The following is a 26,532-nucleotide window of genomic DNA, read 5'->3' as shown; positions in this document are numbered from 1 at the left end:
CTGAATGGGGCTTTCGGTGCGACGGAGTCGCCTCCCGGGCCGTCCCGGGAGGGGCGGGTGGCGCGCGTCTCACGCCCCCGGGGGCCGGTGATGAGCAGGGCCGTGAGTGTCTGCGTCCCGGAGGCGCGTCTCACGCCCCCGGGGGCCGGTGACCGCGGCACGCGCCGTGTGGCAGCCTGGGCCGCATGAAGATCGTGGTCTGTGTCAAGCACGTCCCCGACGTGCAGTCCGAGCGGCGGCTGGAGGACGGGCGTCTCGTACGAGGTGAGGATGACGTCCTCAACGAGCTCGACGAGAACGCCGTCGAGGCCGCCGTCAGCCTCGTCGAGGAGCACGGGGGTGAGGTCATCGCGCTGACGATGGGCCCCGAGGGCGCCGAGGACGCCCTGCGTCGCGCCCTGCAGATGGGGGCGGACTCCGCCGTCCTCGTGAGCGACGAGGCGCTGGCCGGCTCCGACGTCGTCGCCACGGCCCGCACCCTCGCCGCCGCCATCAGGCGCGTCGGCGGGGCCGGCGAGGGCACGGGCGACGTCGACCTCGTCGTCACCGGCATGGCCTCCCTCGACGCCCTGACCTCGCTGCTGCCCGGCGCGCTCGCCGCCGAGCTGCGCGTGCCCGCCCTCACGCTCGCCACCGGCCTGGAGGTCCACGACTCCGACCTCGTCGTCACCCGGACCGTGGGGGCCGTGCGCGAGGTGCTCAGCGCCCCCCTGCCCGCCCTCGTCTCCGTCACCGACCAGGCCAACGAGCCGCGCTACCCCAACTTCGCGGCCATGCGCGCCGCTCGCCGCAAGCCCCTGGAGACCTGGGACCTGGCGGCGCTCGGCCTCGAGGCCCCGAGCCCCGCGGTGTCCGTGCTGTGCGACCGGCAGCGCCCGGCGCGCGGCGCCGGCACCATCCGCACCGACGCCGGGCAGGCCGGCCGCGAGCTGGCCGCCTGGCTCGTCGAGAACCAGCTCGTCTGAGAGGAACGCACATGACTGACACCCCCGCCGGGACCGCGGGCGGGACCTTCGACGCCCCCGTCCTCGTCCTCGTCGACCTCGAGACGCCCACGACGAGCGCTGCCGAGGCCGTCTCCCAGGTCGCCCCCTCCGGTGCCGGGCTCGCGCTCGTCGCCGGGGCCGCGGCCCTCACCCGCGCTGACGTGGTCTCCCTCGTCCTCGGGCCCGTGGGGGCGGACGCCAGCGCGGCGCTGGCCGGGGCGGGCGCCACGCGGGTGCTCGCAGCCGACCTCGGGGACGCCGGCACGCAGGCCGGCGCCGTGGCGGACGCCCTCGTGAGCGCCGTGCGCGCCGTCGAGCCGGCCGTCGCGCTCGTGCCCTCCGACCACCACGGCAAGGAGGTCGCCGCCCGCGCGGCCGTCCTCCTCGGCTCGGCCTGCACCGCCGACGCCAGTGACCTGCGGGTCCAGGACGGTGCCCTCACCGCCTCCAAGACCGTCCTGTCCGGCTCCTGGGCCACGACCCTGAGGGTCGGCGGTACCGGCACGACGCCGGTCGTGGCCGTGCGGACCTCCGAGGTCGAGGTCCCCGGGCCCGGCGCCCCCCTGGCGGTCGAGGCCCTGGACGTCGTCCTCAGCCCCGAGTCGCTGGCCGTGCGGGTCGTCTCGCGCGAGCCGGCCCCCACGACCTCCGGCCCGGACCTGGTGGGGGCCCGCACCGTCGTCGTCGCCGGGCGCGGTGTCGACGGCGACATCGACCTCGTGCGCTCGCTGGCGGACCCGCTGGGGGCCGCCGTCGGCGCGACCCGCGTCGCCTGTGACGAGGGCTGGGTGGAGCGCAGCGCCCAGGTGGGCCAGACGGGGGTGAGCATCGCCCCGCGCCTGTACATCGGCCTGGGCGTCTCGGGGGCCGTGCACCACACGAGCGGCATCCAGGGGGCGGGCACGATCGTCGCGGTCTGCGACGACGCCGAGGCCCCGATCCTCCAGATGGCGGACTTCGGCGTCGTCGGGGACGTCAGGACGGTGGTGCCGCAGCTGGTCGAGGAGCTGGGCCGCCTGCGGGGCTGAGCGGTGCCCGTGCGGGTGCGGCCTGTGCGGGCGGTCCTGAGGGGTGGAACACATGGTGCCCGACAGGCCCTCAGGCTAGCCTTACCTGCGACCGGGGTCTGATGAAGGAGGACGTGTGAGCGAGCAGGGCAGCGCGGCGGGCACCGCACCCGTCTCCTCGCGCCGGATGGCGCGACGGCTCCTGGCCGGGGCCGGAGCCGCCGAGGTCACCGCCTACCGCCACGCCGGGGCCCAGCCGCTGGCCGTCATGCACGCCCTGGACGAGGACGGGCGCGTCATCGTCGCCGCCTGCCCCGGCGTCGACCACCCCCTGGCCGACGCTCTCGACGGCGAGGTCGTCGAGGTCCGTCTCGACGTCACCCTCGAGGCCGCTGAGCCCAGCCTGCGCGTGACCTCGGCGACCGCCCACCTCCTGGGCCTGCTCACCTGGCTGGACGCGGACGAGACCGCCCTCGTCCTCGCCGGCGAGACCGCCGGCTGCCACTGCCCGATCACGGGCGAGGACCCGCTCGACGGTCTCGGCTCCCTCGCCGGGGCGCCGGGGGGCCGCCTGGGCGTCGTCACCGCCGACCGCGTCATGGTCCACGACGCCATGGGCGTGTCCGGCCACACGCTCGAGGAGGTCGTGGAGGCCGACCTCGCCCCCTCCCTGCTGTGGAACGACCTCGACTCCGTCAGCGCCCAGGAGGAGGTGCGCGAGCTCGGCGACGCTGCGCTCACCCTGCTGTGCGAGAGCGTGGTCCAGGGGCGCCTGCCCGGGGTGCTGTGCTCCCACCGCCCGGCCGACGGCCTGTGCCCGTCCCTGCACGGGCGGGTCCTGTGCGCCGACGTCGCCCCGGACGGCGTGACGCTCATGCACGTGTCACCCACCTGCGTCGAGACGGTGCAGGTCTGGCTGCCCAGCGGCACCCGCCGGGCCTGCGAGGTGGGGCCCTTCCTGCGCGGCTGCGTCCAGGAGGCCCTGCTCGAGGACCTGCTGCGCGGCTGAGCCCCGCACCGTCCGGCGGGTGTTGGTGGCGCACGCGCAGGACCGGCCCCGCCGTCCTTGGTGGGGCCGGTCCCGTTCAGCCTCCGGTGTCCGGGCCTCGTGCGTGCGAGGCCCGCTGCGTGGTACCAGGTGTCAGCGGGCCTCGTAGGTGAGGCAGGCCGCGGTGTCGGGGCCGAGGGTGACGCCCTCGGCGGAGCACATGAGGTCCTTGTTGTGGACGCACTCGAGGCGCTGGCAGGCCCCGACGTGGGCCTCGGCGACGGGCAGGCCGCCGCGGGCGTCGAGGTTGATGAGGGTGCTGCAGGTGCCCGTGCCGCCGATGGTGACGGCGAAGGCGGTGCAGCCCTCGTGGTTGAAGGCGCAGGTGGTGGTGTAGCAGGCGGTGATGGGGGCGACGGTCGGCATGGTCGGTTCCTCTCGTGAGACGTGCGGTGGCCGGAGCGGCTGACGTAAATCACCGTAGGAGGGGTGTGCGGCGTCGGCAAGGCGGGATCCGCGAGAGTGGTCGGCGTCCGAGCGAATCGTTGGTATCGCATCGGAAAACGATGGTTCTGCCTTCCGTGACGCCGTGCTGACGCATATCGCTGAGGTCCTGTCTTGCGTGTGTGCCCTATTTCCAAATGAGTGGAGCCCTGCCTTGCTGAGGGTGTCCTTGCCCGGTGGGTCCGTGTGTGCCGGGGGTGGTGCTGGGAGACGGGTTGACGCCACCGGACCTCTGTGTCACTGTATTAGTGCAGTGACACAGGCGCTCCGGCCGGGCGCCCGGTCACCCGCTCATGAGCACACGTCCGCATCCGAGCCCCAGGAGGTCACGTGCCCGTCGACGACACCAGACCGATCTGGGTCCAGCTGGTCGAGACCTTCCGCCTGCGCATCGTCTCCGGCCACTGGCCGCCCGGAACCCGCATCCCCTCCGTCCGCGAGCTCGCCTCCGACGCCGGGGTCAACCCCAACACCGTCCAGAGAGCCCTCGCCGAGCTCGACCGCAGCGGCCTCACCGGCGCCGAGCGCACCTCGGGCCGCTTCGTCACCGCCGACCCCCACGTCCTCGACAGGGTCCGGCGCGAGCTCGCCACCGGCTCCACCGACACCTACATCACCGCCCTCACCGGCCTCGGCCTCAGCCTCGAGAGCGCCACCGCCCTCCTGGCCGAGCGCTGGAGGGTGCAGGGCGGCCGAGGAGACACACCATGAGCACCCCCGCACCAGCACCGGGCACCGTCCGGACCACAGGACCGGCCCCCGGCACCGACCCGGCTGGCCCCGCCCACCGCGAGCCCGGCCTCATCGAGCGCTTCCGCACCATCGCGCCCGCCTGGGGCGCCGACCCCACCGCGCCGCCCGCCGTCGCCGTCCACCACCTCACCCGCGGCTACCGGGGCACCCCCGTCCTCACCGACCTCACCCTCGAGCTGCCCGCCGGACGCGTCGTCGGCCTCATGGGCGCCAACGGCTGCGGCAAGACCACCCTGCTCAAGGTCCTCGCCGGCCTCCTCGCCGACTACGACGGCGAGGTGCGCGTGGCCGGGCACGTCCCCGGCCCCGAGTCCAAGGCGCTCGTCTCCTTCCTGCCCGACGCCGCCCTCCTCGCCCAGGACCTCACCGCCGAGCGCGCCGTCGCCCAGTTCTCCCGCCTCTTCGCCGACTTCGACGCCGCCAAGGCCCGCGAGCTCCTGCGCTTCTTCGCCCTGCCCACTGACCGCACCCTCAAGGCCATGAGCAAGGGCATGGGCGACAAGCTGCGCATCACCCTCGCCATGAGCCGACGCGCCCGCGTCTACCTCCTCGACGAGCCCCTGTCCGGCGTCGACCCGGCCGCCCGCGACGTCATCCTCGACGGCGTCCTGCACGACTTCGACCCCGGCGCCCTCATGCTCATCTCCACCCACCTCATCGCCGACGTCGAGAGCGTCGTCGACTCCGTCGTCTTCCTCAAGGACGGCCGCCTCCTGCTGGCCGCCGACGCCGACGACCTCCGTGAGGTCTCAGGCATGAGCCTCGACGCCCTGTTCAGGAAGGAGTACCGCTCATGATGCGCACCCTGCTCGCCGAGGAGCTGCGCACCCTCGGCACCGTCCACGCCAAGACCGTCGGCGTCCTGCTCGTCGCCGGAGCCGGCGCCCTCGCCGTCGGGCTCGTCCCCAACGCCATGGGGGCGGACGTCCCCACCCTGATGGCCATTGCCGGTGCTGCCGTCGCCTTCGCCCTTCCCGCCCCCATCATCCTCGTCCACGGGCTCACCGAGTACTGGCAGAGCGTGCACGGCCAGCGCGGCTACCTCACCATGAGCCTGCCCGCCCGGGGCCGTGAGGTCTTCGCAGCCAAGGTCCTCTACCTGCTCGCCGCGGCCGTGACCGCGCTGGCCATCACGGTCGCCGGGCTCACCCTCGTCGTGCTCGTCCGCTCCTGGATGGACGGCACCAGCCCGGCACAGGTGCGCGACCAGGCACTGGCCCTGCTCGACCTCGTCGGCCCCGCCATGACCTGGACCGTCCTCGGCGCCGCCGTCCTGCAGGTCCTGTGCTGGGTGGTGATGTGGGCCGGCGTCATGAGCATCGCCGCACAGACGCGATGGAACCACCTCGGGGTGACCGGCGTCGTCATCGGCATGGTCCTGGTCTACCTCGTGTGCCAGGTGCTCTACGCCGCCGCGATGGTCCTGCTGCCCCTCGGGATCGACCTCAGCACCGGCGAGCTCGTGGCCCGCTCCATGCTGCCCGACCTGCTCCGGGACGCCAGCGACCCGACCGTCCTCGGGCTCGGCTTCGTGCCGGTCGCCGTCCTCATCAGCGCGGTCCTGGCCTGGTGGGCCATCCACTGCCTCGAGCACCACGCCTCACTGCGCTGAGCCGCACCAGCGACGGCCCGGGCCCGCGCCCCTGGGAGGGCGGGCCCGGACCGTGCGGGCGCCGGGAGTCGGCCGGGGCCGTCAGGAGACGGTCGCCTGGGCCAGCACCCGCTCGCCGCCGGCCCCGCCGTACACGACGACGGACTGGCCGGCCGCCAGGCCCCGCAGTCCCTCGCGCAGCTCGGCGCGCAGCGCGCCCGCCACCGGGTCCACCACCACGTCGGCCGGCACCGGCCGCCCGTGGGCCCGCACCTGGACACTCACGCCCCGCCAGCCGAGGGCCGGGGCCTCGCCGTCGGGCATCCGGCCAGTGGGCTGCGCGCCCTCGGCGCTGACCGGCTCGGGGGAGGCCAGCAGGACGAGGCCGTCAGCCTCCACAGAGCGGCGGGTGAGCAGCTCCTCCGGGCCGACGACGACCTCATTCGTCTCTGGCCGCGTCTCGACGACGTAGCGGGGCCGGCCGTCGGGAGCCGGGCGCGTGAGCCCCAGGCCCCGGCGCTGGCCCACCGTGAAGCCGAAGTAGCCGCCGTGCGAGCCCAGCACCTCGCCGTCGGGGGAGACCAGCGCCCCCTGCCGGGTGCCCAGTGAGCGCTGCAGGAAGCCCCGGGTGTCGCCGTCGGCGACGAAGCAGATGTCGTAGGAGTCCGGCTTGTCCGCCACCGGCAGGCCCCGCTCGGCCGCCTCCGCGCGCACCCGCGCCTTGCTTGGGGCGTCCCCCAGGGGGAACAGGGCCCGGCTCAGGCCTTCTCGGCCCGAGACCGCCAGCACGTAGGACTGGTCCTTCGCGGCGTCCGCGGCCCGGGCCAGGACCAGGCCCTCGGTGTCCCCGGGACGGCCGTCCGCCGCGCCCCCGGACAGGCGCGCGTAGTGGCCCGTGACCACCGCGTCGAAGCCCATCGCCAGGCCCCGCTCCAGCAGGGCGTCGAACTTCACCCGCTCGTTGCAGCGCACGCACGGGTTGGGGGTGCGCCCCGCCCGGTACTCGCTGAGGAAGTCCGCGACCACCCGCTCCTCGAACTCCTGCGACAGGTCCCACACGTAGAAGGGGATCCCCAGGACCTGCGCCGCCCAACGGGCGTCCGCCGCGTCCTCGATGGAGCAGCAGCCGCGCGAGCCCGGGCGCGTCTGGGCCCGCTGACGGGTGAGGGCCATGTGCACGCCCACGACCTCGTGGCCCGCGTCCAGGGCGCGCGCCGCCGCGACCGCGGAGTCGACTCCGCCGGACAGGGCCGCGAGGACGCGCACAGGACCTCCAGGTGCGAGAGGATGGGGACGAGGTGCGGGGGCAGCCTAGCGAGGTGGGGGCCTTCGGGCTGGGTTGTCCACAGGGGGTGGGTGGGGTGTGGTGGTCTCCGTGGTGGCGTGGTTAGGCTCGGGGTGCTCCTCATTCCTGACACCGGGGGGCCTGGGGGCGAGGGCGCCCCCCTTCTGTCCCCGGGTGTTCCTGACTGACCCTTGGTGGTGATCCCCATGAGCCTTCACACACCTCAGCCCGAGCCTGCTGACGGCGCCCAGCAACGGCATGAGAGCGCCGACGGCGTCGGGTCTGGTGGGCGGTGGCGTGAGCCGGTGGTGCTGGGCCCGGGTGCCCAGGTGCTGGCGGCACTGGCAGCGGTCGTGGTCCTGGGAGCCCTGATAGGCACAGGACTGCACCACCTGGCCGACCAAGCCGACGATCCCCAGCCCCGGCACACCCCCATCACCTCCGGCCACAGCCCCCAACCCACACCCACACCCAGCCCGAGCGTGCAACCATCCTTGTCGGCCGAGGACCAGGCCCTCAAAGACGCCGCCCTGACCACCCCCGCGCCCGAACGCCCCACCGGCATGGACCAGTTCACCCCCGAAGGCGCCATCGCCACCGCCGAGTACCTGTTGTCGCTCTACCCCTACGTCTACGCCACCGGGGACCTAGAGGCCTGGCACGAGTACTGCCCAGAATCAGCCGCCTTGTGCGGCTCCGTGGCGACGCTAGTAACAGATCTGCATTCCTCTGGCGGATGGGCAGATCCCTGGACCCAGGAGGTCCTCATCCGTGAGTACTCGGTTCCGACCGGCGAAAACCCTAGCACAGGAGTACGCCTGACACTGCAGTCGGAGCCCGTCACACTGCACAGCGCTGATGGCACAGTGCTATCGCACGAGGCTCCTGGGCAGGAGACCTTCACCGCGCTGTACGTCTGGAACGGAACGCGCTGGACACTCAGCGAAGGTGAGTTCACCTCATGACGCCAAGCACGCTCGTGATCCCACTTGCCCTGTCCCTGCTGGCAACCTCGTTGCCATGCACAACCGTCACTGATGACAAGGACTCCTCGTTGTCGGTCCGCGGCAGCGGTAATCAGATCACCCTCCAATCCACAACTACCTGGATCGAGCACTCTGGGGCCAGCGCTCCCGCGGTGGCTCGTCCTCTTCCTGTTGCGCCTGAGTCGACGGTGGTGTGCGGGCTGACCGGCCAGATGGTCGCCGGCGCCAGCGGCGAGCGCTCAGTCAGCCGCTTGTGCCTACCCACCCGGCCCACCGAGGGCGTGCCGCTGGTGGTGACTGCGTCGGACGTGTCCACCCTGCTGGTGGGCGGCTCGGGCCTGGTGCGCCAGCCGCCCGGGGACCAGGTCATCGTCACCAAGGACCTCATCGTCCACACCGACCCCTCACCCAGGACCCTTGCCACCACCCTGGCCGGCACACCCGTCACCGTCACCGCCACACCCACCTCCTACACCTGGAGCTGGGGCGACGCCACCAGCACCACCACCACCGACCCCGGCCAGCCCTACCCCCACCAGACAGTGACCCACCGCTACCAGAAGCGCGACAAGGACGTCATCGTGTCCCTGACCACCACCTGGAGCGCCACCTACACCCTCGCCGACGACACCACCGCCCACCCCGTGACCGGCACCATCACCACCACCGAGACCTCCACCCCCTTCAACCTCATCCGCCTGACCTCCGTCCTGACCGACGACGCCGAACACGCCCAAGGCCACTAACACCCACCACCCCACCACCCCCGAACCACACCACCCCCCGAACCCCTCACCACGCGCGCCAAACCACCCCACAACCCCAAGAACCTCGAACACAAACCAAGAAGATCGAGAGGGCAAGAGCGAGCCGGGCCGCCAGGCTCCCCTCAACCGCGCACAGCCCGGGCCCGACGCGAGACCTCCACCGCGCCCGGCAGCGCGGCGAGCAGCCGCTCGACGTCCTGAGCCGTCGTCGTGCCGCCCATCGACACCCGCAACGTCGCCCGTGCCGCCTCCTCGCTCAGACCCATCGCGAGCACCACCTCGCTGGGTTGGAGGACGCCCGCGTGGCAGGCCGACCCCGCCGACGCCTCCACCCCCGCCAGGTCCAGCGCCATGAGCAGGGACTCGGCCTCCGCCTCCTCCACCCACAGGTGGACCGTGCTCGGCAGGTGGGCGACGCCGTCGGGCAGCGTCGCGCGCACACCCGGGACCACAGTCGCCCCGGCCAGCAGACGCGAGCGCAGCACCTCCAGCCGAGCCGCCTCCGCCTCGCGCTCGGCCACCGCCAGCTCCACCGCCAGGGCCAGGGCCCGGGCCGCCACCACGTCCTGGGTGCCCGAGCGGAGCCCGCGCTCCTGCCCGCCCCCGCCGGTCACCGGCCGGAGCACAAGGTCGCGGCGGGCCACCAGGGCCCCCACCCCGACCGGCGCCCCCAGCTTGTGCCCGCTCAGGCTCATCGCGTCCAGGCCCCAGCCGTGGAAGTCCACCTCAACCCTCCCCAGCGCCGCGACGACGTCGGAGTGGACCGGCACGTACCCCTCCCGGCCCGGTCGGGACTCGCCGGTGGCCTCGCGCACGCAGGCCACCAGCGCCGCCATGTCCTGGACGACACCGGTCTCGTTGTTGGCCGCCATCACCGAGACCAGGCTGACCGGGCCGCCCGAGGACGGCCCCACCGCGCGGGCCAGCGACCCGGGATCCACGCGCCCGGCGTCATCGACCTCGAGCAGGTCCAGCCCCGCCCCCAGGTCGGATACCGCCCTGCGCGCCGAGTCCAGGACCCCCGGGTGCTCGATCGGCGAGACCACCAGCCGCCCGCCCGGTACCGCGCGCGCCCGGCCGGAGACCACCAGAGCGTCGGCCTCGGTGCCGCCGGAGGTGAGCAGGACCTCATGGGGGTCCACGCCCAGGGCGTGCGCCAGGCGCGAGCGGGCCTCGGCGAGCCGGGCGCTGGCACGGCGTCCCGCGGCGTGCTGCGAGGAGGGGTTGGCCCAGGTGGCGGACAGGTCCCGCGCCACCTGCTCGGCGACGGCCGGGCGCAGCGGGGTGGTGGCCGCGTGATCGAGGTAGGGCATGGGCCGAGCCTGCCACGATCCAGGCCATTGGCCGTCCCTCCCGGTGCGGGCGCGTGGCGCGCCGGCGTCATGACGCCGTTTCCTCACGCGCGAGGCGGCTGCTGCCAGGGCAATGGCCTGGATCGTGACACCTAGGCTGTCACCCATGACCACCGCGCGCCCCGACCGCGACGCCGCCAGGCGCACCCGCCCCGGACTGCTCGAGGCGCTGGCCGCCGATCCCGCCACCCGCCTCGTCCTCGTCGACGCCCGCGGGCGCGTGAGCCTGGACGCCCCCGCCCAGCACACGGACCTGCCCCTGGACGGGCTCACACCGGCCCGGGACCGGCCCGCAGGAGAGGCGCTCGAGCTCGCCCCCGTCACCGCCGCGGACCTGGACCTGGCCGGCCTCGAGACCTACTACCTCGGGCGCGAGGCGCTGGACGGCGCCTCCTGGCTCGCCGTCGTCGTCCCCGACGGGACCACGGACCTGGCGGACGCCGAGGGCGCCGCCCGCCCCCACGCGGACCTCGACGCGCTGCTCGCCCGCTTCCCCCTGTCCGCCCTGCGCGCGGTGGGCGCCCACCTCAGCGCCCTCGCCGCCTGCCTCGCCACGCCCGCGGTCGCCCTGGCCGCCTGGCACGCCTCGCACCGCTACTGCCCCGCCTGCGGCGCGCGCACCGAGCGGGCCGAGGCCGGCTGGGCGCAGCGCTGCACGGGCTGCGGGCGCGTGTCCTTCCCCCGCACGGACCCGGCCGTCATCATGTCCGTGACGGACGAGCGGGACAGGATCGTCCTCGTCCACGGCTCGACCTGGCAGGCGGGGCGCTTCTCGACCATCGCGGGCTTCGTCGAGGCGGGGGAGTCCGCCGAGGCGGCCGTGGCGCGCGAGGTCGCCGAGGAGACGGGGCTCAGGGTCGCCTCAGTGGAGCAGGTCGCCACCCAGCCGTGGCCCTTCCCGCGCTCGCTCATGCTGGGCTACCGGGCCCGGCTCGAGCCCGGGGAGGAGCCGGCGCGGCCCGACGGCGAGGAGGTCACTGACGTCCGCGTGCTCTCGCGCGAGGAGCTGGCGGCGGCGGTGGACAGCGGCCGGATCGTCCTGCCGGGGACGACCTCCATCGCCCGCATGCTCATCGAGGACTGGTTCGGCGGCCCCCTCGGGCGGTGAGAGCGTCCCGCTCGCCGACCGCGGCCGGGCCGGCTGTGAGAACGTGTCACAGCAGCGTGGCAGGCTGGCCCCGATGAGCCACGACACCCCCTCCGCCCCGCGCAGCCCCCAGGAGCTGCTGGCCGCCCTCGACCCGGACCAGCGCCAGGTCGCCGAGCACCTTGAGGGCCCCATGTGCGTGCTCGCCGGCGCGGGCACGGGCAAGACCCGGGCCATCACCTACCGCATCGCCCACGGGGTCGCCTCAGGCGCCTACGAGCCCACCCAGGTCCTCGCCGTCACCTTCACGGCGCGCGCCGCCGGGGAGATGCGCTCGCGCCTGCGCGACCTGGGGGTGAGTGGGGCGCAGGCCCGCACCTTCCACTCCGCGGCCCTGCGCCAGCTCGACTACTTCTACCCGGTGGCCGTCGGCGGCCGGCGCCCCGAGCTCGTCGAGCACAAGGCCGGTCTCGTCGCCACCGCCGCCCGGCGCGTGGGCCTGCCCTCGGACCGCGCGCTCGTGCGCGACCTGTCCGCCGAGGTCGAGTGGGCCAAGGTCCAGATGCTCCGGCCGGAGGACTACCCCGAGCGCGTGCGCGAGCTGCGCCGCGAGACCCCCGGCGGGATCAGCGCGGAGGAGGCCGCCCGCCTCTACGAGGCCTACGAGGCGGCCAAGACCGAGCGCGGCGTCATGGACTTCGAGGACGTCCTGCTGTCCATGGTCGGGATCCTGCGCTCGCGCCCCGACGTCGCCGCCCAGGTGCGCGGGCAGTACAAGCACTTCGTCGTCGACGAGTACCAGGACGTCTCGCCGCTGCAGCACCGCCTGCTGCAGCTGTGGCTGGGCCCGCAGCGGCGCCAGCTGTGCGTCGTCGGGGACGTGTCCCAGACGATCTACTCCTTCACCGGCGCCAGCCCCGCCTACCTCACGGGCTTCGCCCAGGAGTTCCCCGGCGCCCGCACGGTGCGTCTGAGCCGCGACTACCGCTCGACCCCGCAGGTCGTGTCCCTGGCGAACACGGTCCTCGCCGGCAGGGGCAGGAGGGGTCTGCCGGCGGGGGCGGTCGAGCTCGTCGCCCAGCGGCCGAGCGGCCCCGCCGTGCGCTTCGACGCCTACGACGACGACGAGGCCGAGGCCGCGGGCGTCGTCGCCCGCGTCCAGCGCCTGGCCGCGGCCGGGGTTCCGCTGAGTGAGATCGCCGTCCTCTACCGCACGACGGCGCAGTCGGAGGTGCTCGAGCAGGCGCTCGCCCAGGCGGGCATCGGCGTGCTCGTGCGCGGGGGCACGCGCTTCTTCCAGCGGCCGGAGGTCAGGCGCGCGATGGTCCTGCTGCGCGGGGCCGCCCGCACCGAGACCACGAGCCTGAGCGGGGACCTGGGCGCGGACGTGCGCACGGTGCTGGCACGCGAGGGATGGTCCGAGACGCCGCCGGCCCAGCGGGGCGCCGTGCGCGAGCGCTGGGACTCCCTCAACGCCATCGTCGAGCTGGGCGACCAGCTCGCCCAGGTGCGCGGAGCCGGCCTGGCCGGGCTCGCCCGCGAGCTGGAGGAGAGGGCCGAGGCGCAGAACGCCCCCACCTACGACGGCGTCACCCTGTCCACCATCCACGCGGCCAAGGGCCTGGAGTGGGACGCCGTCCTCGTCATCGGCGCCAGCGACGGGCTGCTGCCCATCAGCCTCGCCGAGGGCCCCGAGGCGGTCGAGGAGGAGAAGAGGCTGCTGTACGTGGCCGTCACCCGGGCCCGCGAGCACCTGCTCCTGTCCTACGCGCGCGCCCGCCACGCCGGTGGCCGGGCCTTGCGCCGGCCCACCCGCTTCCTCGCCTCCTCCTGGCCCTCGCCCGAGGACGCGCAGGACCCGGGCCGCAGGCGGGCCTCCTCGCCGAAGGCCTCGCGCCGCCAGGCGATGGAGGAGTTCCTCGAGGACAACGACGCCTCCACGGTCGCGCTCTTCGAGGCCCTGCGCGAGTGGCGTGCCGGCGTCGCCAAGGAGCGCAGCCACCCGGCCTACACCGTCTTCCCGGACGTCACCCTGCAGTCGATCGCCATCATCAAGCCGACGACGCTGCCCCAGCTGTCCGCGGTGCACGGGGTCGGGGCCGTCAAGCTCAAGGAGTACGGCGCGGAGGTCCTCAGGCTCGTGGCCGCCCATGAGGCCGCCCACGGGGCGGCCGGCTCGGGGGCCTGAGCCGGCCGGACGTGCGGACGTCCGTCCCGTCATCCTCCTCACCCGCGAGGACCTGGCCGCACAGGCACTGCGGGTGGGGCTCCCACCGGCGCACCAGGCCCAACGGCTCGTCCACGCCGAGCTCGACACTCGTCTGCCGCCAGCGCCACGGCGCGTCCCCCAGGCAGTCGAGCACCGCGCGGGCCGCCAGGACGGCGGCCTGCTCCACCAGCAGGCCCTCCACCGGCGCGGCGGGCAGCAGCAGGTACTGCAGGGCGAGCAGGGGCCAGGCGGGGTCCGCGTCCGTCTCGTGCAGTGCCAGGCAGGTCGCGCACAGCAACCGGTCCGCCTCGAGCACCGGCCCGACGCGCACCGACAGGGGCCGCACGACCACCGGCAGGTGCCCCAGCCCCGACTGGGCGACCGCCCGCGCCGAGAGCGGGTGGATGGTGTAGTCGTCCACGCTCACCGCCAGGGCCGGCTCCACGCCCGCGGGGAGCCCACCGACGTCACCCGCCTGCCCGAAGGACCGCACCGCACCGAGCCCCGCCGCGGCCAGCAGCGCTGTCAGACGCGAGGCGACGGGGCCCTGACCGCGCACGAGGACGGCGCAGCGCGACAGGCGCTGCGCGCGCTCGCGGGCATCGACGCCGTGCGCCTCCCAGTGCAGCAGGTCCGGCTCCGTGGGCGCGACGTCGTCGGCCAGGACCCCGTGGCGCGAGAGCTCGGCGTAGAGCTCGCGGGTCCGTGCGGGCCCCACCCGGCTGCGGCGGGCCCGGCGCAGGCCCCTGGGGCCGTGGGCCTGCTCGCCGAGCTGGACCAGCAGGGCGCTCTCCTCCTCGCTCAGCCCGCTGAGCACGGGCGCGCGGCCGGGCTCAGCACCCACCTGGACCTCGCCGTCGGCGCGCCGCAGCACGCTCGCTCCACCTCGCAACCTCATGGCGCCTCCTGTGGCCGGGCCCGTCGTCGGGCCGTGCGCCAGGAGCCTCCCACCCGGGGACCGGGCCCGGCCAGAGCAGGAGAGCGCCTGTGGATAACAGACGGGGGAGGGGCCGACGGCGTGCCGCCGCGGGCCGGCCTCACGCCCCCTTGTCAGCCGCCGGCCGCCTGGCAGGAGGGCAGGGAGGAGGTCCGCCCGGAGGCGATGGCCTCCACGGCCTCGACGGCCTCGTGCAGGCTGGAGACGGCCACCACCGTCATGCCCTCGGGCTCATGGCCGACGACCTCACTGCAGTTGCCCACCGGGGCCAGGAACCAGGAGGAGCCGGCCTGCGCTGCCCCCACCATCTTCTGCCGGATCCCGCCGATCGCCCCGATGCTGCCGTCCATCGAGATCGTGCCCGTGCCGGCGACGTCCTGCCCGCCGGTGAGGCTGCCGGGCGTGAGCGCGTCGATGATGCCCAGGGCGAACATCGAGCCCGCGCTCGGGCCCCCCACCGACTCCAGGCCGAACTGGGCGTCGACCTCGGAGTCCACCCGCATGACCAGCGTGATGCCGAGCACGGAGCCCTCCATGTCCTCGGGCGCCCCGACCTCCTGCGGTGAGAGCGTCGTGAGGGCGACGTCGGTCGGCGTGCCGTCGCGCTCGACGGTGACGGTGACACGGGTTCCGGGGGAGAGCGTCGTCATGAGCCGGCGCAGCTGGGGGTAGTCGGTGATCTCGGTGCGCTCGCCGTCGACGGTCAGGGCCGTCAGGACGTCGCCCGCGACGAGCCCCGCCCCCGACTGGGCGTCGGCCAGGCCCTGGACCTCGAGGATGACGGCGCCGGCCAGGCCCGCCTCGAGCAGCGCGGCGACGACGGCGGTGGACTGGGAGGAGAGCATCTGCGACTGGGTGGCCTCCTCGACCTCCTCGGCGCTCATCGTCGCCGGGCACACGAGGTCGCGGTCGATGACGCTCTCGTCCGCGTCGAGCCACGCCCCCAGCACGTCGAGGAGCGTGACGCGGTGGCCGGGGCAGCCGCGCACCGCGACGGTCGTCATGCGCAGGGCCCCTTCGGCGGGGTAGGTCTGAGCGCCGGTGACGGTGATGACCTGTGCGCCGTCCCCCTGGCCGGAGCCGGCCTGGTCGACGGCGCCCAGGACGTTCCAGGTGGGTCCGGGGCTCTCGATAACGTAGCCGACCGGGACGGTCGCCGCCGCCACGAGGGCGGTGACCGCCAGCAGCACGGGCAGGGTGACGCGGAGCGCCCGCCTGAGGCGGTGGCGCCGGGAGCCGGCACCGGTCGCGGGCGGCAGGGCGCTGCGCGAGGGCCCGTCGGGGCTGGTGGGGCTGTCGGGGCCGTGGGGGCCGTCTGGGCAGTCTGGGGTCGGCAGGTCGGTCACGGCCCCATCATGGGGCACCCTGCTGGGAACGACCCGCACCAGCGTGCCGGCCCCAGCGTGCTCACGGCCCATGTCCAGAAACCTCCAGGATCGCGTGGCAGGCTGTCGTCATGACCCGGACGCGCCCCGCCGGCCCGGCCAGGAAGGACCCTGATGAGCAGCGACTCCGCACCCGACCCCTTCGACCAGATCGAGCAGGTGCTCGCCTCCCTGTTCGGCGCAGAGGTCGCCGGTGACGCCGTCGGCGCCCTGCGTGCCTCGGGAGTCAGCCCCGAGGACCTCGTGCGGGCGGGCGCCATGCCGGACCTGTCGCAGGTGAGCCCTGGCCAGATGATGGCCCTGCAGGCGCAGATGCAGCAGATGATGGCCTCCTCCGCCGGCCAGGCCGTCAACTGGACGATGGGCAAGGACCTCGCCCTGCGCACCGCCCGCGCCCAGGGCGACCCGGTCGTGACGGCCACCGTCGCCGAGACGACCCGGGGCGCGCTCAGCGTGGCGGACCTGTGGCTCGACACCGCCACCGACCTCATGCCCGCACCGGGGCCCCGCGAGGCCTGGACACGCGAGCAGTGGGTCGAGCGGACCCTGGCCACCTGGCAGGAGGTCTGCGCCCCGGTCGCCGAGGCCGCCACCAGCGCGCTGTCCTCAGCTCTCCAGCGCCAGGCCGAGCAGCTGGGCGGGGCGGGCGAGGACGAGTCCGTCGCCCGCCAGGTCGGTGCGCTCGGCGGTGTCATGCGCTCGATGGCGGGCACGGCCTTCGGCATGCAGCTCGGCCACGCCGTCGGCAAGCTCGCCACCGAGGCGCTGTCCGCGACGGACGTCGGCCTGCCCCTGACCACGGAGCCGGGCACCGCCCTCGTGCCCGCGGGCGTGGCGGACTTCGCCGACGGCCTGGTGGCGGACGAGGAGCAGGTCAGGCTCTTCCTGGCGGTGCGTGAGGCCGCCACCGCGCGCCTGTACGCCCACGTGCCCTGGCTGCGCGGCCAGGTCCTGGGGGCGCTCGAGGCCTACGCGAGGGAGATCCGCATCGACACCGAGGCCGTCGAGGCGGCCGTCGCGCAGGTGGACCCCTCCGACCCGGAGGCGATCCGCAAGGCCCTCGAGTCCGGCATGTTCGCGCCCCAGGAGACCCCGGCCCAGAAGGCCGCGCTGGAGAGCCTGGAGACGCTGCTCGCCCTCGTGGAGGGCTGGGTGGAGGTCGTCACCGCGCGCGCCACCGCCCCGCACCTGCCTCGGGCCGTGGCGCTGCAGGAGATGCTGCGCCGTCGCCGCCTGGCCGGGGGCGCGGCCGAGCAGGTCTTCGCGCGCCTCATCGGCCTGCAGTTCCGGCCGCGGCTCGTGCGCGAGGCCGCCCGCCTGTGGGAGAGGCTGGGGGCCCAGGCCGGTGACGCCGAGCGCGACGCCTTCTGGCTCCACCCCGACGTCATGCCGACGGCGGCCGAGCTGGCCAGCCCCGACGACTTCCTCACCATGCGCCGGGCGGCCGCGGACATGGACTCCGAGATCGACGCGGACCTGGCCTCGCTGCTCGACGGCACGCTCGGCTACGCCGAGGGCGTGCGTGAGGCGGACGCGCCCTCGGGCCAGGACGCGCCCTCGGACGAGGACGGTCCCGCGGGCGGGTGACGGCCCGGCGGACCGGGGGAGGTGCGGGACAGCGGCGAGGGAGGCCGGGCCGGCTCAGTCCAGGGTGGAGCGCAGCGCCTCGATGAGCCCCGGGACGACCGCCTCGCCCTGGGTGACGTTGGCGTCCTCGTCCTGACGCCGCCCGCGCACCGCGCACCAGGACTCGCCCGAGCGCAGGACCCCCACGACCAGGCGCACGTCGTTCGTGCCGGGGTCCTGACGCATGGCGGCCAGGCGCTGCTCGGCGTCCGCGATCGCCGCCGCCCGCTCCTGCACCTCAAGGGGCACGGTCATCTGCTCCACGCTCAGCACGACGCCGTCGACCGTCTCGGGCCAGGCCAGCTGGCCCAGGAGCTCCTCCAGGTTCGCCGACGCCGGCAGGTCCTCCTGCTCGATGACGGTCAGCGCCGTCGGGTCCGTCCGGGCCTCGGCGAGGGCGGCGGCGTCGAGCAGGGACGCCAGGGACGGGTCCTGCGCGAGCGCCGCGGTGGTGCGCACGAGCGCGAAGACGCCGACCGGGGCGTCCCAGCCCCTCTGCGCGACGTGGGACTCGACCTCGACGACGGTGCGCGCGAGGGAGGCCTGCTGGGGGCTCATGCGGGTGCTGGGGGAGGGCATGGGCGCAGCCTAGACGTGCTCGGTCGAGGGCGCTTCCGGGACGCTTCCGGGGAGACGGGGCCCGGTAGAGCGGTGTGTGCGCCAGGGGCGGACGCCTTTGGCCACGGCGACGGCGCCATGGGACGATGGGCGGACCCAGACCCCTGGCGCGCCAGGGGCCCACGCGCCGCTGCGCGGCGCCGATGCTGCCGAGACGACGGAGTGTTCCTGTGAGCATGAGGCCCGACGACGAGTCCCCCGACAAGCCCGACGCCGAGTCCGGACCCTCCGGGTCCGAGTCCCTGAGCCGCGAGGACCGCGTCCGCGGCGGCTTCTTCCAACCCGACGGCGCCGGCCGCCCCGGTCGTGGGGCCGCCTCCTCGGACCGCGCCTCCGCCTCCCGGGGCGAGGGCGGGCGCGAGGACGACGACGGGCCCGAGGAGGAGGCCGCCGACCCCGACGACGAGGGCTTCTCCCCGGCGTCGGTCCTCGGCTTCGACCCGGCCGCCGTCTTCGGCCTCGGTGCCGCGGGCGCAGGGGCCTCAGGCGGACGCGCCGCCCGACAGGCGGGCTCGGGCTCATCCGGCGGTGGTGGGCGTCCCACCCGCCCCGTGCAGGCCGCCCCCTACCGCCCCGGCCCCCTGGCCTGGACCGTCATCATCCTGGCGGTGGCCGCCCTGGCCATCGGCTTCCTCTCACGCACCTGGACCGAGGTCCTGTGGTTCAGCCAGCTCGGCTTCGCCCGGGTCCTGTGGACCCAGTGGATCGCGGCGGGCGCGCTCTTCGTCGTCGGCTTCCTGCTGATGCTCGGCGCCGTGAGCGGGGCGATGCGCTCGGCCTACCGCGCCCGGGAGATCGACCTGCCCCGCGACGAGGCCGCCCGCAACCTCGAGGCCTACCGCACGGCGGTCGAGCCGCTGCGCCGGCCGCTCATGTGGGTGGTGCCCGCCGTGCTCGCCCTCTTCGCCTCCGCCTGGGAGCTCGCCCCCCGCTGGCAGGAGGTGCTGCTCGCGGTCAGCTCGCAGTCCTTCGGCGTGAGCGACCCCGAGTTCGGCCACGACGTCTCCTTCTACGTCTTCATCCTGCCGGTGCTCACCACCGCGGTCGCCTACCTCAGCCGGATCGTCCTCTTCTCGGCGATCGCCAGCGTCGCGGTCCACTACCTCTACGGCGGCATCTCGGTGGCCCGCAGCCCGCACTTCACCCGGCCTGCCCGCATCCACCTGGCCGTCTTCCTGGCCCTGTACTCCCTGCTGCGCGGCGCCGGCTACTGGCTCAGCCGCTACGAGGCCCTGTACGCCTCCGGCACGAAGTTCGACGGCGCCGGCTACACGGCCGTGCACGCCTCGATCCCGGCCGACGCGATCCTCGCGGCCATCAGCGCGGTCATCGCCGTGATGTTCCTGCTGTCGGTGCGCTCGAGCTCGTGGCGCCTGCCGGTGACGGGCGTCGTCGTCATGGTCGTCTCCGCCCTGCTCATCGGCACCGGCTACCCGCTCGTCATCCAGCGCTTCGTCGTCGACCCCAACGCCCAGCGCCAGGAGGCCGAGTACATCGACCGCAACATCCAGGCGACCCTGGCCGCCTACGGTCTGGAGGGCATCGAGGTCACCCCCTACGACGCGGCCACCACCGCGCAGGCGGGCCAGCTCAAGGAGGACGCCGAGTCGACGACGTCGATCCGCCTGCTGGACCCCAACCTCGTCTCCCCGACCTTCCGTCAGCTGCAGCAGAACAAGCAGTACTACTCCTTCGCCGGCTCGCTCAACGTCGACCGCTACGAGATCGACGGCGCCAGCCGGGACACGGTCATCGCGGTGCGCGAGCTCAACCTCGACGGCCTCGACGCCGGCCAGCGCACCTGGATCAACGAGCACACCGTGTACACGCACGGCTACGGCGTCGTCACCGCCTACGGCAACACGGTCGCCTCCGGCGGCTACCCCTCCTTCTGGGAGGGCGGCATCCCCTCGACCGGGGACCTGGGCGAGTACGAGCCGCGCATCTACTTCGGCCAGGCCTCGCCGTCGTACTCCATCGTCGGCGGTGACGACGGCGGCAACCCCCGCGAGCTCGACTACCCCGACGACGCCTCCGCCTCCGGCCAGGTCAACACGACCTTCGCCGGCAACGGCGGGCCCGACGTCTCCAACCCCTGGAACCGTCTGCTGTACGCGGTGAGGTTCCAGGAGATGAACATCCTGTTCTCCACCGAGGTGCGTGACGGCTCGCAGATCCTCTACGACCGCGACCCCGCCGAGCGCGTGCGCAAGGTGGCCCCCTGGCTCACCCTCGACGGCAACCCCTACCCGGCCGTCGTCGACCACGACGACGACCCCGCCACCCCCAAGCGGGTCGTGTGGGTCCTGGACGGGTACACGACGACGAACAGCTACCCGTACTCGCAGCACGAGTCCCTCGAGACCGTCATGGCCTCGGCCGACGGACAGCCCTACCTGCTGGGCGCGCCCGCCGAGTCCAACTACGTGCGCAACTCCGTCAAGGCCGTCGTCGACGCCTACGACGGCTCCGTCACCCTCTACGAGTGGGACGAGACCGACCCGGTGCTCTCCGCCTGGGAGGCCGTCTTCCCGGGCTCGGTGACGCCCATGAGCGAGATGAGTGCCGACCTCATGTCGCACATGCGCTACCCGGAGGACCTGTTCAAGGTCCAGCGCACCATCATGGCGAGCTACCACGTGACCGACGCCGACGAGTTCTACTCCGGCGGTGACTTCTGGAAGGTCCCGGACGACCCGACGACCTCCCATGAGGACACGCAGGACCCGTACTACCTCACCCTGCAGATGCCGGACCAGGACTCGGCCTCCTTCTCCCTGTCCAGCGTCTACATTATCGGCGGCAACACGGACCGCAACGTGCTCACGGGCTTCATCGCCGTCGACTCCGAGACCTCCTCGGGGCAGTCGGGCGTGCGCAACCCGGACTACGGGCGGATCCGCCTGCTGGAGCTGCCGCGCTCCTCGAACGTCGCCGGCCCCGGCCAGGTGCAGAACAACTTCGACTCCAACGCGGCCGTCTCCCAGGTCCTCAACCTGCTGAGCCAGCAGGGCTCCGAGGTCATCAAGGGCAACCTGCTCACCCTGCCCGTGGGCGGGGGCCTGCTGTACGTGCAGCCCGTGTACGTCCAGTCCTCCTCGGACACGAAGTACCCGCTGCTGCGCAAGGTCCTGGTCTACTTCGGCAACCAGGTCGGCTTCGCGGACACGCTCTCCGAGGCGCTGGACCAGGTCTTCGGCGGCGACTCGGGCGCCACGACCGGTGAGGAGGCGGTCGACGGCGACGCCGGGGCCGCCAACGGCACCTCCGAGGCCGTGGAGGAGGGCGACGGTGCGAGCGCCGCCCCAACCGGGGAGGCCACTGCCCCGGCGCCCGCCCCCTCGGTCACGGCGGCCCCGGCCGTCCCCGGCTCGGGGAACCCGCAGGCGGACCTCAGCACGGCGCTGGCCGACGCCCAGGCGGCGATGGCGGACGCGGACACGGCGCTCACCGCCGGTGACTGGGCGGCCTACGGCGAGGCCCAGAAGCGGTTGAACGAGGCCATCAACCGGGCGGTCGCGGCCCAGGAGCAGATCAACAACCAGGGCTGAGGGCGCGGGCTGCCGGGCGGGGAGCCCCGCCCGGCAGCCCCCTGGCTGAGAGGCGGGCTGGCTCAGGCCGAGGGGCCGGAGCCTCCTTGCTCACACGCGGGTGAGCAAGGGCACGGCCCATCGGTTTGAGTTCGCGTGCTGGGGCGGCCTAGAGTAGGTCTCACCGACGCGGGGTGGAGCAGTTCGGTAGCTCGCCGGGCTCATAACCCGGAGGTCGCAGGTTCGAATCCTGTCCCCGCTACCATGTACCGCGAGGTAGCAGGTCCCCCGGTCTCTGTCGAGACCGGGGGACTTTGTCATGTCGGCGGGACGGGTGACGGTGCAGGACGCCTCAGAGCGCCACCCCGGCTCGCACCAGCACCCGCAAACCCGCCGGGCACCAACGGGCACCGGGACTCACACCAGCAGGACCTGACGTATGAGCCACTCGTGCCAGAGCGTCAGAACGTCAGCCCGAAGACCGGCACCCCGATCGTCAGCACGGCCAGCGTGATGAGGACGATGCCTACCAGGTTCAGCCAGATGCCGGTGCGGACCATGTCCCCCATCGTGATGTAGCCGGAGCCGTAGGCCACGGCGTTCGGGGGAGTGGCCACGGGCAGCATGAACGCGAAGGTGGCGGCCAGGGCCACGGGGACCACCAGCAGCAGGACGTTCATCGGGTTGTCTGAGGTGATGCCGATACCGGTGGCCACGCCGCCCATGATGGGGAGGAACGCGGCGGCCGTGGCCGTGTTGGAGGTCAGCTCGGTCAGGAAGATGATGAGCGTGGCGACCGTTGCCACGATCACCACGATCGGCAGCGTGCCCAACCCCTTGGCCTGCTCGCCGATCCACACGGACAGGCCGAGCTTGTCGAACATGGAGGACAGGGACAGGCCACCGCCGAACAGGAGCAGCACGTCCCACGGCAGCTCGTTGGCTGACTTCCAGTCCAGCAGGCGCCGGCCTTCGCTGTCCGCCGGGATCAGGAACAGCAGAGCGGCGCAGACCATAGCGATCAGGGCGTCCGGGATCCTCAGCTCCGAGCCGGTCTTGTCCAGCAGGATGGGGATGAGCACCCAGGAGGACGCGGTCAGGACGAAGATGGTGCCCATCAGTGCCTCCCCGCGCGAGACGCCGCCCAGCTCCTTCCACTGCTGGGAGATGAACTCGCGGCCGCCCGGGATCTCCTTGACCTCGGGCTTGAACAGCACGAAGGCCATGAGCCACCAGGCGAAAGCCATCAGCGTCACCGCCAGCGGGGCGCCCAGGATCATCCACTGGCCGAATCCGATGTGGATTCCGTGGCTCTCCGAGAGGTAGGCGACCAGGAGGGCGTTCGGGGGTGTGCCGATGACCGTGGCCACCGAGCCGATGGAGGCGGCGTAGGCGATGCCGAGCATCAACGCGGTGGCGAACCTCTTGACCTTGTCAATGCCGCCCACCAGGTCGGAGACCAGGGTGAGCACGGACATGCCGATGGGGAGCATGACCACGGCCGTTGCGGTGTTGGACACCCACATGGACAGGAACCCGGTGGCGATCATGAAACCCAGGATCAGCTGGCGGGGCTTGGTGCCGACCATCAGCACGACGGCCAGCGCGATGCGCCGGTGCAGGTTCCACCTCTGCATGGCCAGGGCCAGCATGAAGCCGCCCATGAACAACCAGATCGTCTCAGAGGCGTAGGGGGCAGCCGTCTCCTTGAACGTCGCCACCTGCATGGCCGGGAACAGCACCAGCGGCAGGAGCGCGGTGGCGGCGAGCGGGATCGCCTCGGTCATCCACCACGCGCCCATGAGGATCGCAGCGGCTGCGACGGTGCGCAGTCCGGTGTCCGTGACGTCGGTGTAGGTCTTTCCCGCTGCCTCGGCTGCGGACCGGCCCACCTCGTTGACCTGCTCCGCACCGCTTGCCGGGAACAGGTAGTAGGCCAGCGCGGCCAGGGCCAGGCCGACGAGCACGCCGATCAACCGCCGGCGGACTGTGGTCCTGTCTGCGAGACCCTCGCTGACGGCCGGAGCCTTGGAGGAGGACGTCAGGGTGTGCGGGACGCTCATGCTCATCTCCTGTGGTACTCGGGAAGGGGCGCAGCCGGGTTGGCCCGGCTGCTCAAGCGCTCACCATAGGGGTATTTGGTCCCATATGTGTTGGAATGCACAAATTCATAGGTCCGGTTTTGTGTGACTGAGAGGTTGGCGCCTTGTCGGTGTGTGTGATCGGCGAGATTGCGGCCGTTTGCTCACCTCGGGTCAGTTGTGCGACGCGCTGCCTGCCATCACGTGGGCGGGGCCGCCGCCTCGCTCGGGGCAACTGCGGGGACGAAGGGCCCAGCGGTCGGGGTGCGAGTCAGCGGGGTTGTCGCCTGGTGGTGGTCGTCCTGGTCGGCTAGTGCGGATGAGCGGCTGCTGGGCCGGCGGGCCGCGATCGAGCGGGCTGGGCTGGAATGACTCCACGCGGATATGTGTGCGCTGCTGGGCGTGTGCAGGTCGGGACGCCGCACATGGGGTCAACGGCAGGGTGTCCGCGCTGAGGGCGTGCGATCCGGAGGAGCGCTCGTTGCGGCAGGCGCCGAGACCTGGTCGGCCTCGGCACCGATGAGATCCTGGAAGCCCACGCACAGCAGACGGCGGACCATCTCGTCGCGTCCGGCCAGGGTCTGCTGGGAGCTCCCCGACCAAGACGGGCGGGGCAGGCTGACGGTGGGTCGTCGCGGGTCCCTTCAGATGGTTCTTGGCGGAGTCACAACCGAGATGCCCTCAGCCGCCTCGACCAGCACCCCCTCGCGGGAACCGTCACCATGCAAAGGAACGCACCTCAGTCGTTGACTGGGTGCGTGACATCCGTTGTGCGTGCGAGGACAACCATCCGTGTGGCTGGACAACGTGAAAGGCGCAACCAGGTTGTCCTGGGGCGGGTGACGTTGTCCAAAGCAGGGTTATGCGATCCACGTCTATGGCGGGACTTGCTGCTTCCGGGCCCGGCCTGCGAACCGGCTGGTTATTCGTGGTGAAGGAGCGTGCGCACCCGTGCTCGCAGCGCTCTCGTGCTGTTAGTCGAGTCCGAGCACCGTTCCTGTGAGGTCCACCTGCGCCTGTGCGTAGGCATCCGGTTGGATGACGACGTTGGCTCCGTTGCGGACCTGATAAATCAGCTGCGCCTGCGCAAGTGAGCCGTCGAGGCTCTCGTGAGGGTAGCTCAGTGGTGCCTGGCCGGCGCGTGCCAGCCAATAGCTCCCGTTGACGCCCCTGTAGGGAGTGTCCCTCATCTGTGCGATGACATCGGCGTAGTTTCGCGGATGAGCGGCTTCGAGCCACGATCGGATGAGCATGTTGACCGCGTCGTACTGGACGCCTGCTTGCGAGTAGCCCGGGGAGCGCCCGTTACTCCTGAGGAACTCCTGGCGAAACCTCTTCCCGAAAGCGTCACCGTAGATACCTGTTTGTGTTGACCAAACGATGCCCTCGGCAAGGTCCGCGTTCTCCTCAAGAAATCCTGCCAGTGACGGGGTGAAGAAGGAGAAGACGAGCGGCTTCACGGGGCGGTCGACAAGTGACCTCATGACGTCGACGAGCAGCAGATGGTCGAGAAACGAGGCGCAGACGATGATGTCCGGGTCGCAGCTCTTCATGCTCTCGACGATTCTTGCCCTGTCCTCCGCGTTGCACAACGGGTCGGAACGGGGAATCGTCGACAGCTGGATCCCGAGGTCCTCGATCCTCTCCTGGGAGTAGGGGTGGATGACGTTCATCCCGGTCGGCGCCTCAATGAACGCGAGTCGCCTTCCCCGTAGGCGCGAGCCCTGGGCCGAGACGAGGTGCCGAAGAAAGTCGTCAACGCCGTGCCCGTACAGCTCGTCTCCACCGCAGATGTGAAAGATGTTTCCCAGCCTGTCCTGATTGTCGGCAACAGTGGCTATCGCCAGCTGGGACGTCGAGGCGTGAATAACAGGAACCTCGGCGTCGCCGGCAGCCCTCAAGAAGCTCTCGGTGTTCGGGTAGTCAAGGTTGTAGCCGAGAAGAACGGCATCAGCACCGGAGTTGGTTGCTCTACGGAGCGCCTCACTCATGCTTGAGGTGTCGAATACGTCGCACTCAATAACACAGTGCTCAATGGGGGTCCCATGGATGCCGTTGCGCTCATTGCGGCGTTCGATCGCCATTGTCGCGGCTTGAATCATGTCCGAGGACTCTCCCGGAAACTGCGCCGGGACTATCGAGGCGATCCGCAGAGAGGCCGTGCTGATCCGGCTTGCTCCGCGTGTGCTCGGTGTGGTTGATGAAGGAGGGGTGGGAGGGCGGCGGGCTGTTGAGTTCGAGCTGTGCTCCCACGCCCCTTTGAGGCGGGACAAGCGAAAACTGGAAAAGGCGGTGCCGGTGGGGACGGCCCCCCAGAAGAGGAGGTTCTGCTCCAACGCCACGGCCGCGGCCAGTGCACGAGTGCCGACTCCGAGGCGGTTGAAGACGTCCTCAACATGGGCGCCGACCGTTTTTGGTCTGATACCGAGTCTCTCGGAGACCTCATGATTGGTGCAACCGAAAGCGATGAGGGTAAGCACCTCCAACTGCCTGATGGTCAGCCCGGATCTGGGTTTGGCGTCATGCGCCTTTACCTCACGAACATGAGGGCTGCACTGCGGGCGCGTGATCGTCACGAGCAGGGTGCCCGACCGGCCTCCGTACATCACGAAGGAGACTGACCCCTCATCCGTCATCAGCGATGTGCGAGCCAGATCTATGACGGGTTGTGTGATGAGGTCGAGCGGGTCATTCAACACGTGGACTGAGTCAAGAAAGACGACCGCTTCCGCGGGGCGCTGCTGTACCGCGCCCCGCGGAAGGTCCGCGTGCTCATGAGGAAGAGCCTGGTTCACGTCATACCTGCCTGCCCCATGAGCGCAGCCGGGCCTCGGCGTCGT

Annotated in this window: 20 protein-coding genes and 1 tRNA gene; 13 read left to right on the top strand and 8 right to left on the bottom strand. The window is 72.5% G+C overall.

The features are described 5' to 3' along the window. The first annotated feature begins 185 nt into the window (after positions 1 to 185). From H6X67_RS08100 to H6X67_RS08090, 3 genes are all read left to right on the top strand, one after another. A complete protein-coding gene (locus H6X67_RS08100; protein WP_249369166.1) occupies positions 186 to 965 on the top strand; it encodes an electron transfer flavoprotein subunit beta/FixA family protein in 780 nt (259 codons plus the stop codon). Positions 966 to 976: 11 nt separating this feature from the next. Further along, complete coding sequence (locus tag H6X67_RS08095; protein ID WP_249369165.1) at positions 977 to 2,014, top strand: electron transfer flavoprotein subunit alpha/FixB family protein; 1,038 nt, start codon at positions 977 to 979, stop codon at positions 2,012 to 2,014. A gap of 115 nt (positions 2,015 to 2,129) precedes the next feature. Beyond that, on the top strand, positions 2,130 to 3,002 hold the full coding sequence (locus H6X67_RS08090; protein WP_249369164.1) for a hypothetical protein: 873 nt from the start codon (positions 2,130 to 2,132) through the stop codon (positions 3,000 to 3,002). 132 nt (positions 3,003 to 3,134) lie between these two features. Here the strand turns inward: H6X67_RS08090 and H6X67_RS08085 are convergent, their stop codons facing one another. Then, positions 3,135 to 3,407, bottom strand: coding sequence for a DUF1540 domain-containing protein (locus H6X67_RS08085; protein ID WP_249369163.1), 273 nt, complete (start codon positions 3,405 to 3,407; stop codon positions 3,135 to 3,137). Between the two features lie 408 nt (positions 3,408 to 3,815). Between H6X67_RS08085 and H6X67_RS08080 the strand changes: the two genes are divergently transcribed. From H6X67_RS08080 to H6X67_RS08070, 3 genes are read left to right on the top strand one after another with little or no spacing between them, the layout of a single operon-like run. Further along, entirely contained in the window at positions 3,816 to 4,196 is a 381-nt protein-coding gene (locus H6X67_RS08080; RefSeq protein ID WP_249369162.1) for a GntR family transcriptional regulator, read from the top strand. Next, positions 4,193 to 5,035, top strand: coding sequence for an ATP-binding cassette domain-containing protein (locus tag H6X67_RS08075; RefSeq protein WP_249369161.1), 843 nt, complete (start codon positions 4,193 to 4,195; stop codon positions 5,033 to 5,035). Before H6X67_RS08080 ends, H6X67_RS08075 begins: the two co-directional genes overlap by 4 nt. Continuing rightward, positions 5,032 to 5,850, top strand: coding sequence for a hypothetical protein (locus tag H6X67_RS08070; protein ID WP_249369160.1), 819 nt, complete (start codon positions 5,032 to 5,034; stop codon positions 5,848 to 5,850). Before H6X67_RS08075 ends, H6X67_RS08070 begins: the two co-directional genes overlap by 4 nt. Before the next feature lie 81 nt (positions 5,851 to 5,931). On the opposite strand, the gene mnmA is transcribed toward H6X67_RS08070, so the two are convergent. Then, entirely contained in the window at positions 5,932 to 7,095 is a 1,164-nt protein-coding gene (mnmA, locus tag H6X67_RS08065; protein WP_249369159.1) for a tRNA 2-thiouridine(34) synthase MnmA, read from the bottom strand. Positions 7,096 to 7,320: 225 nt separating this feature from the next. Here mnmA and H6X67_RS08060 point away from each other — a divergent pair, with 225 nt between their 5' ends. Both H6X67_RS08060 and H6X67_RS08055 read left to right on the top strand, forming a co-directional pair. Then, a complete protein-coding gene (locus tag H6X67_RS08060) occupies positions 7,321 to 8,079 on the top strand; it encodes a DUF6318 family protein (protein ID WP_249435501.1) in 759 nt (252 codons plus the stop codon). A 212-nt stretch (positions 8,080 to 8,291) separates the two neighbouring features. Continuing rightward, positions 8,292 to 8,846, top strand: coding sequence for a zinc transporter (locus tag H6X67_RS08055; protein WP_249435500.1), 555 nt, complete (start codon positions 8,292 to 8,294; stop codon positions 8,844 to 8,846). Between the two features lie 143 nt (positions 8,847 to 8,989). Here the strand turns inward: H6X67_RS08055 and H6X67_RS08050 are convergent, their stop codons facing one another. Beyond that, entirely contained in the window at positions 8,990 to 10,180 is a 1,191-nt protein-coding gene (locus H6X67_RS08050; protein ID WP_249435499.1) for a cysteine desulfurase family protein, read from the bottom strand. A 145-nt stretch (positions 10,181 to 10,325) separates the two neighbouring features. Here H6X67_RS08050 and nudC point away from each other — a divergent pair, with 145 nt between their 5' ends. Together nudC and H6X67_RS08040 are read left to right on the top strand one after the other, a co-directional pair. Then, positions 10,326 to 11,327 (top strand): NAD(+) diphosphatase, encoded by a 1,002-nt coding sequence (gene nudC, locus H6X67_RS08045; protein ID WP_249369372.1) that lies wholly within the window; start codon positions 10,326 to 10,328, stop codon positions 11,325 to 11,327. A 73-nt stretch (positions 11,328 to 11,400) separates the two neighbouring features. After that, on the top strand, positions 11,401 to 13,494 hold the full coding sequence (locus tag H6X67_RS08040) for an ATP-dependent DNA helicase UvrD2 (protein WP_249369370.1): 2,094 nt from the start codon (positions 11,401 to 11,403) through the stop codon (positions 13,492 to 13,494). Here the strand turns inward: H6X67_RS08040 and H6X67_RS08035 are convergent. Beyond that, on the bottom strand, positions 13,439 to 14,413 hold the full coding sequence (locus H6X67_RS08035) for a thiamine biosynthesis protein ThiF (protein ID WP_249369368.1): 975 nt from the start codon (positions 14,411 to 14,413) through the stop codon (positions 13,439 to 13,441). The two genes, H6X67_RS08040 and H6X67_RS08035, sit on opposite strands and share 56 nt — an antisense overlap. A 152-nt stretch (positions 14,414 to 14,565) precedes the next feature. Continuing rightward, positions 14,566 to 15,798 (bottom strand): YlbL family protein, encoded by a 1,233-nt coding sequence (locus H6X67_RS08030; protein ID WP_249369366.1) that lies wholly within the window; start codon positions 15,796 to 15,798, stop codon positions 14,566 to 14,568. Positions 15,799 to 15,951: 153 nt separating this feature from the next. On the opposite strand from H6X67_RS08030, the gene H6X67_RS08025 reads away from it, so the two are divergent. Further along, complete coding sequence (locus tag H6X67_RS08025) at positions 15,952 to 17,424, top strand: zinc-dependent metalloprotease (protein WP_249369364.1); 1,473 nt, start codon at positions 15,952 to 15,954, stop codon at positions 17,422 to 17,424. A 54-nt stretch (positions 17,425 to 17,478) separates the two neighbouring features. Here H6X67_RS08025 and H6X67_RS08020 read toward each other — a convergent pair whose 3' ends face one another. Continuing rightward, entirely contained in the window at positions 17,479 to 18,042 is a 564-nt protein-coding gene (locus H6X67_RS08020; protein WP_249369361.1) for a PPA1309 family protein, read from the bottom strand. 635 nt (positions 18,043 to 18,677) lie between these two features. On the opposite strand from H6X67_RS08020, the gene H6X67_RS08015 reads away from it, so the two are divergent. Together H6X67_RS08015 and H6X67_RS08010 are read left to right on the top strand one after the other, a co-directional pair. Continuing rightward, positions 18,678 to 21,632, top strand: a complete 2,955-nt coding sequence (locus H6X67_RS08015) for a UPF0182 family membrane protein (protein WP_249376387.1) — start codon at positions 18,678 to 18,680, stop codon at positions 21,630 to 21,632. 167 nt (positions 21,633 to 21,799) lie between these two features. Continuing rightward, positions 21,800 to 21,876: transfer RNA gene (locus H6X67_RS08010), tRNA-Met, on the top strand. A gap of 196 nt (positions 21,877 to 22,072) precedes the next feature. Here the strand turns inward: H6X67_RS08010 and H6X67_RS08005 are convergent. Then, positions 22,073 to 23,674 carry an SLC13 family permease gene (locus H6X67_RS08005; protein WP_249368399.1) on the bottom strand — a complete coding sequence of 534 codons (1,602 nt, stop codon included), beginning with the start codon at positions 23,672 to 23,674 and terminating at the stop codon, positions 22,073 to 22,075. A gap of 992 nt (positions 23,675 to 24,666) precedes the next feature. Beyond that, complete coding sequence (locus H6X67_RS08000; protein WP_249368401.1) at positions 24,667 to 26,487, bottom strand: ABC transporter substrate-binding protein; 1,821 nt, start codon at positions 26,485 to 26,487, stop codon at positions 24,667 to 24,669. Positions 26,488 to 26,532 lie beyond the last annotated feature (45 nt).

The sequence above is a fragment of the Actinomyces sp. AC-20-1 genome, assembly GCF_023369555.1.
Taxonomy (GTDB): domain Bacteria; phylum Actinomycetota; class Actinomycetes; order Actinomycetales; family Actinomycetaceae; genus Actinomyces.
This window is presented reverse-complemented; position numbering and strand designations above follow the sequence as displayed.

Coding starts and splice junctions, on each gene's coding strand:
- H6X67_RS08035 (WP_249369368.1), bottom strand. CDS start 14,413: ATGAGGTTGCGAGGTGGAGCGAGCGTGCTGCGGCGCGCCGACGGCGAG.
- nudC (WP_249369372.1), top strand. CDS start 10,326: ATGACCACCGCGCGCCCCGACCGCGACGCCGCCAGGCGCACCCGCCCC.
- H6X67_RS08020 (WP_249369361.1), bottom strand. CDS start 18,042: ATGCCCTCCCCCAGCACCCGCATGAGCCCCCAGCAGGCCTCCCTCGCG.
- H6X67_RS08060 (WP_249435501.1), top strand. CDS start 7,321: ATGAGCCTTCACACACCTCAGCCCGAGCCTGCTGACGGCGCCCAGCAA.
- H6X67_RS08025 (WP_249369364.1), top strand. CDS start 15,952: ATGAGCAGCGACTCCGCACCCGACCCCTTCGACCAGATCGAGCAGGTG.
- H6X67_RS08085 (WP_249369163.1), bottom strand. CDS start 3,407: ATGCCGACCGTCGCCCCCATCACCGCCTGCTACACCACCACCTGCGCC.
- H6X67_RS08050 (WP_249435499.1), bottom strand. CDS start 10,180: ATGCCCTACCTCGATCACGCGGCCACCACCCCGCTGCGCCCGGCCGTC.
- H6X67_RS08095 (WP_249369165.1), top strand. CDS start 977: ATGACTGACACCCCCGCCGGGACCGCGGGCGGGACCTTCGACGCCCCC.
- H6X67_RS08070 (WP_249369160.1), top strand. CDS start 5,032: ATGATGCGCACCCTGCTCGCCGAGGAGCTGCGCACCCTCGGCACCGTC.
- H6X67_RS08005 (WP_249368399.1), bottom strand. CDS start 23,674: ATGAGCGTCCCGCACACCCTGACGTCCTCCTCCAAGGCTCCGGCCGTC.
- H6X67_RS08100 (WP_249369166.1), top strand. CDS start 186: ATGAAGATCGTGGTCTGTGTCAAGCACGTCCCCGACGTGCAGTCCGAG.
- H6X67_RS08075 (WP_249369161.1), top strand. CDS start 4,193: ATGAGCACCCCCGCACCAGCACCGGGCACCGTCCGGACCACAGGACCG.
- H6X67_RS08040 (WP_249369370.1), top strand. CDS start 11,401: ATGAGCCACGACACCCCCTCCGCCCCGCGCAGCCCCCAGGAGCTGCTG.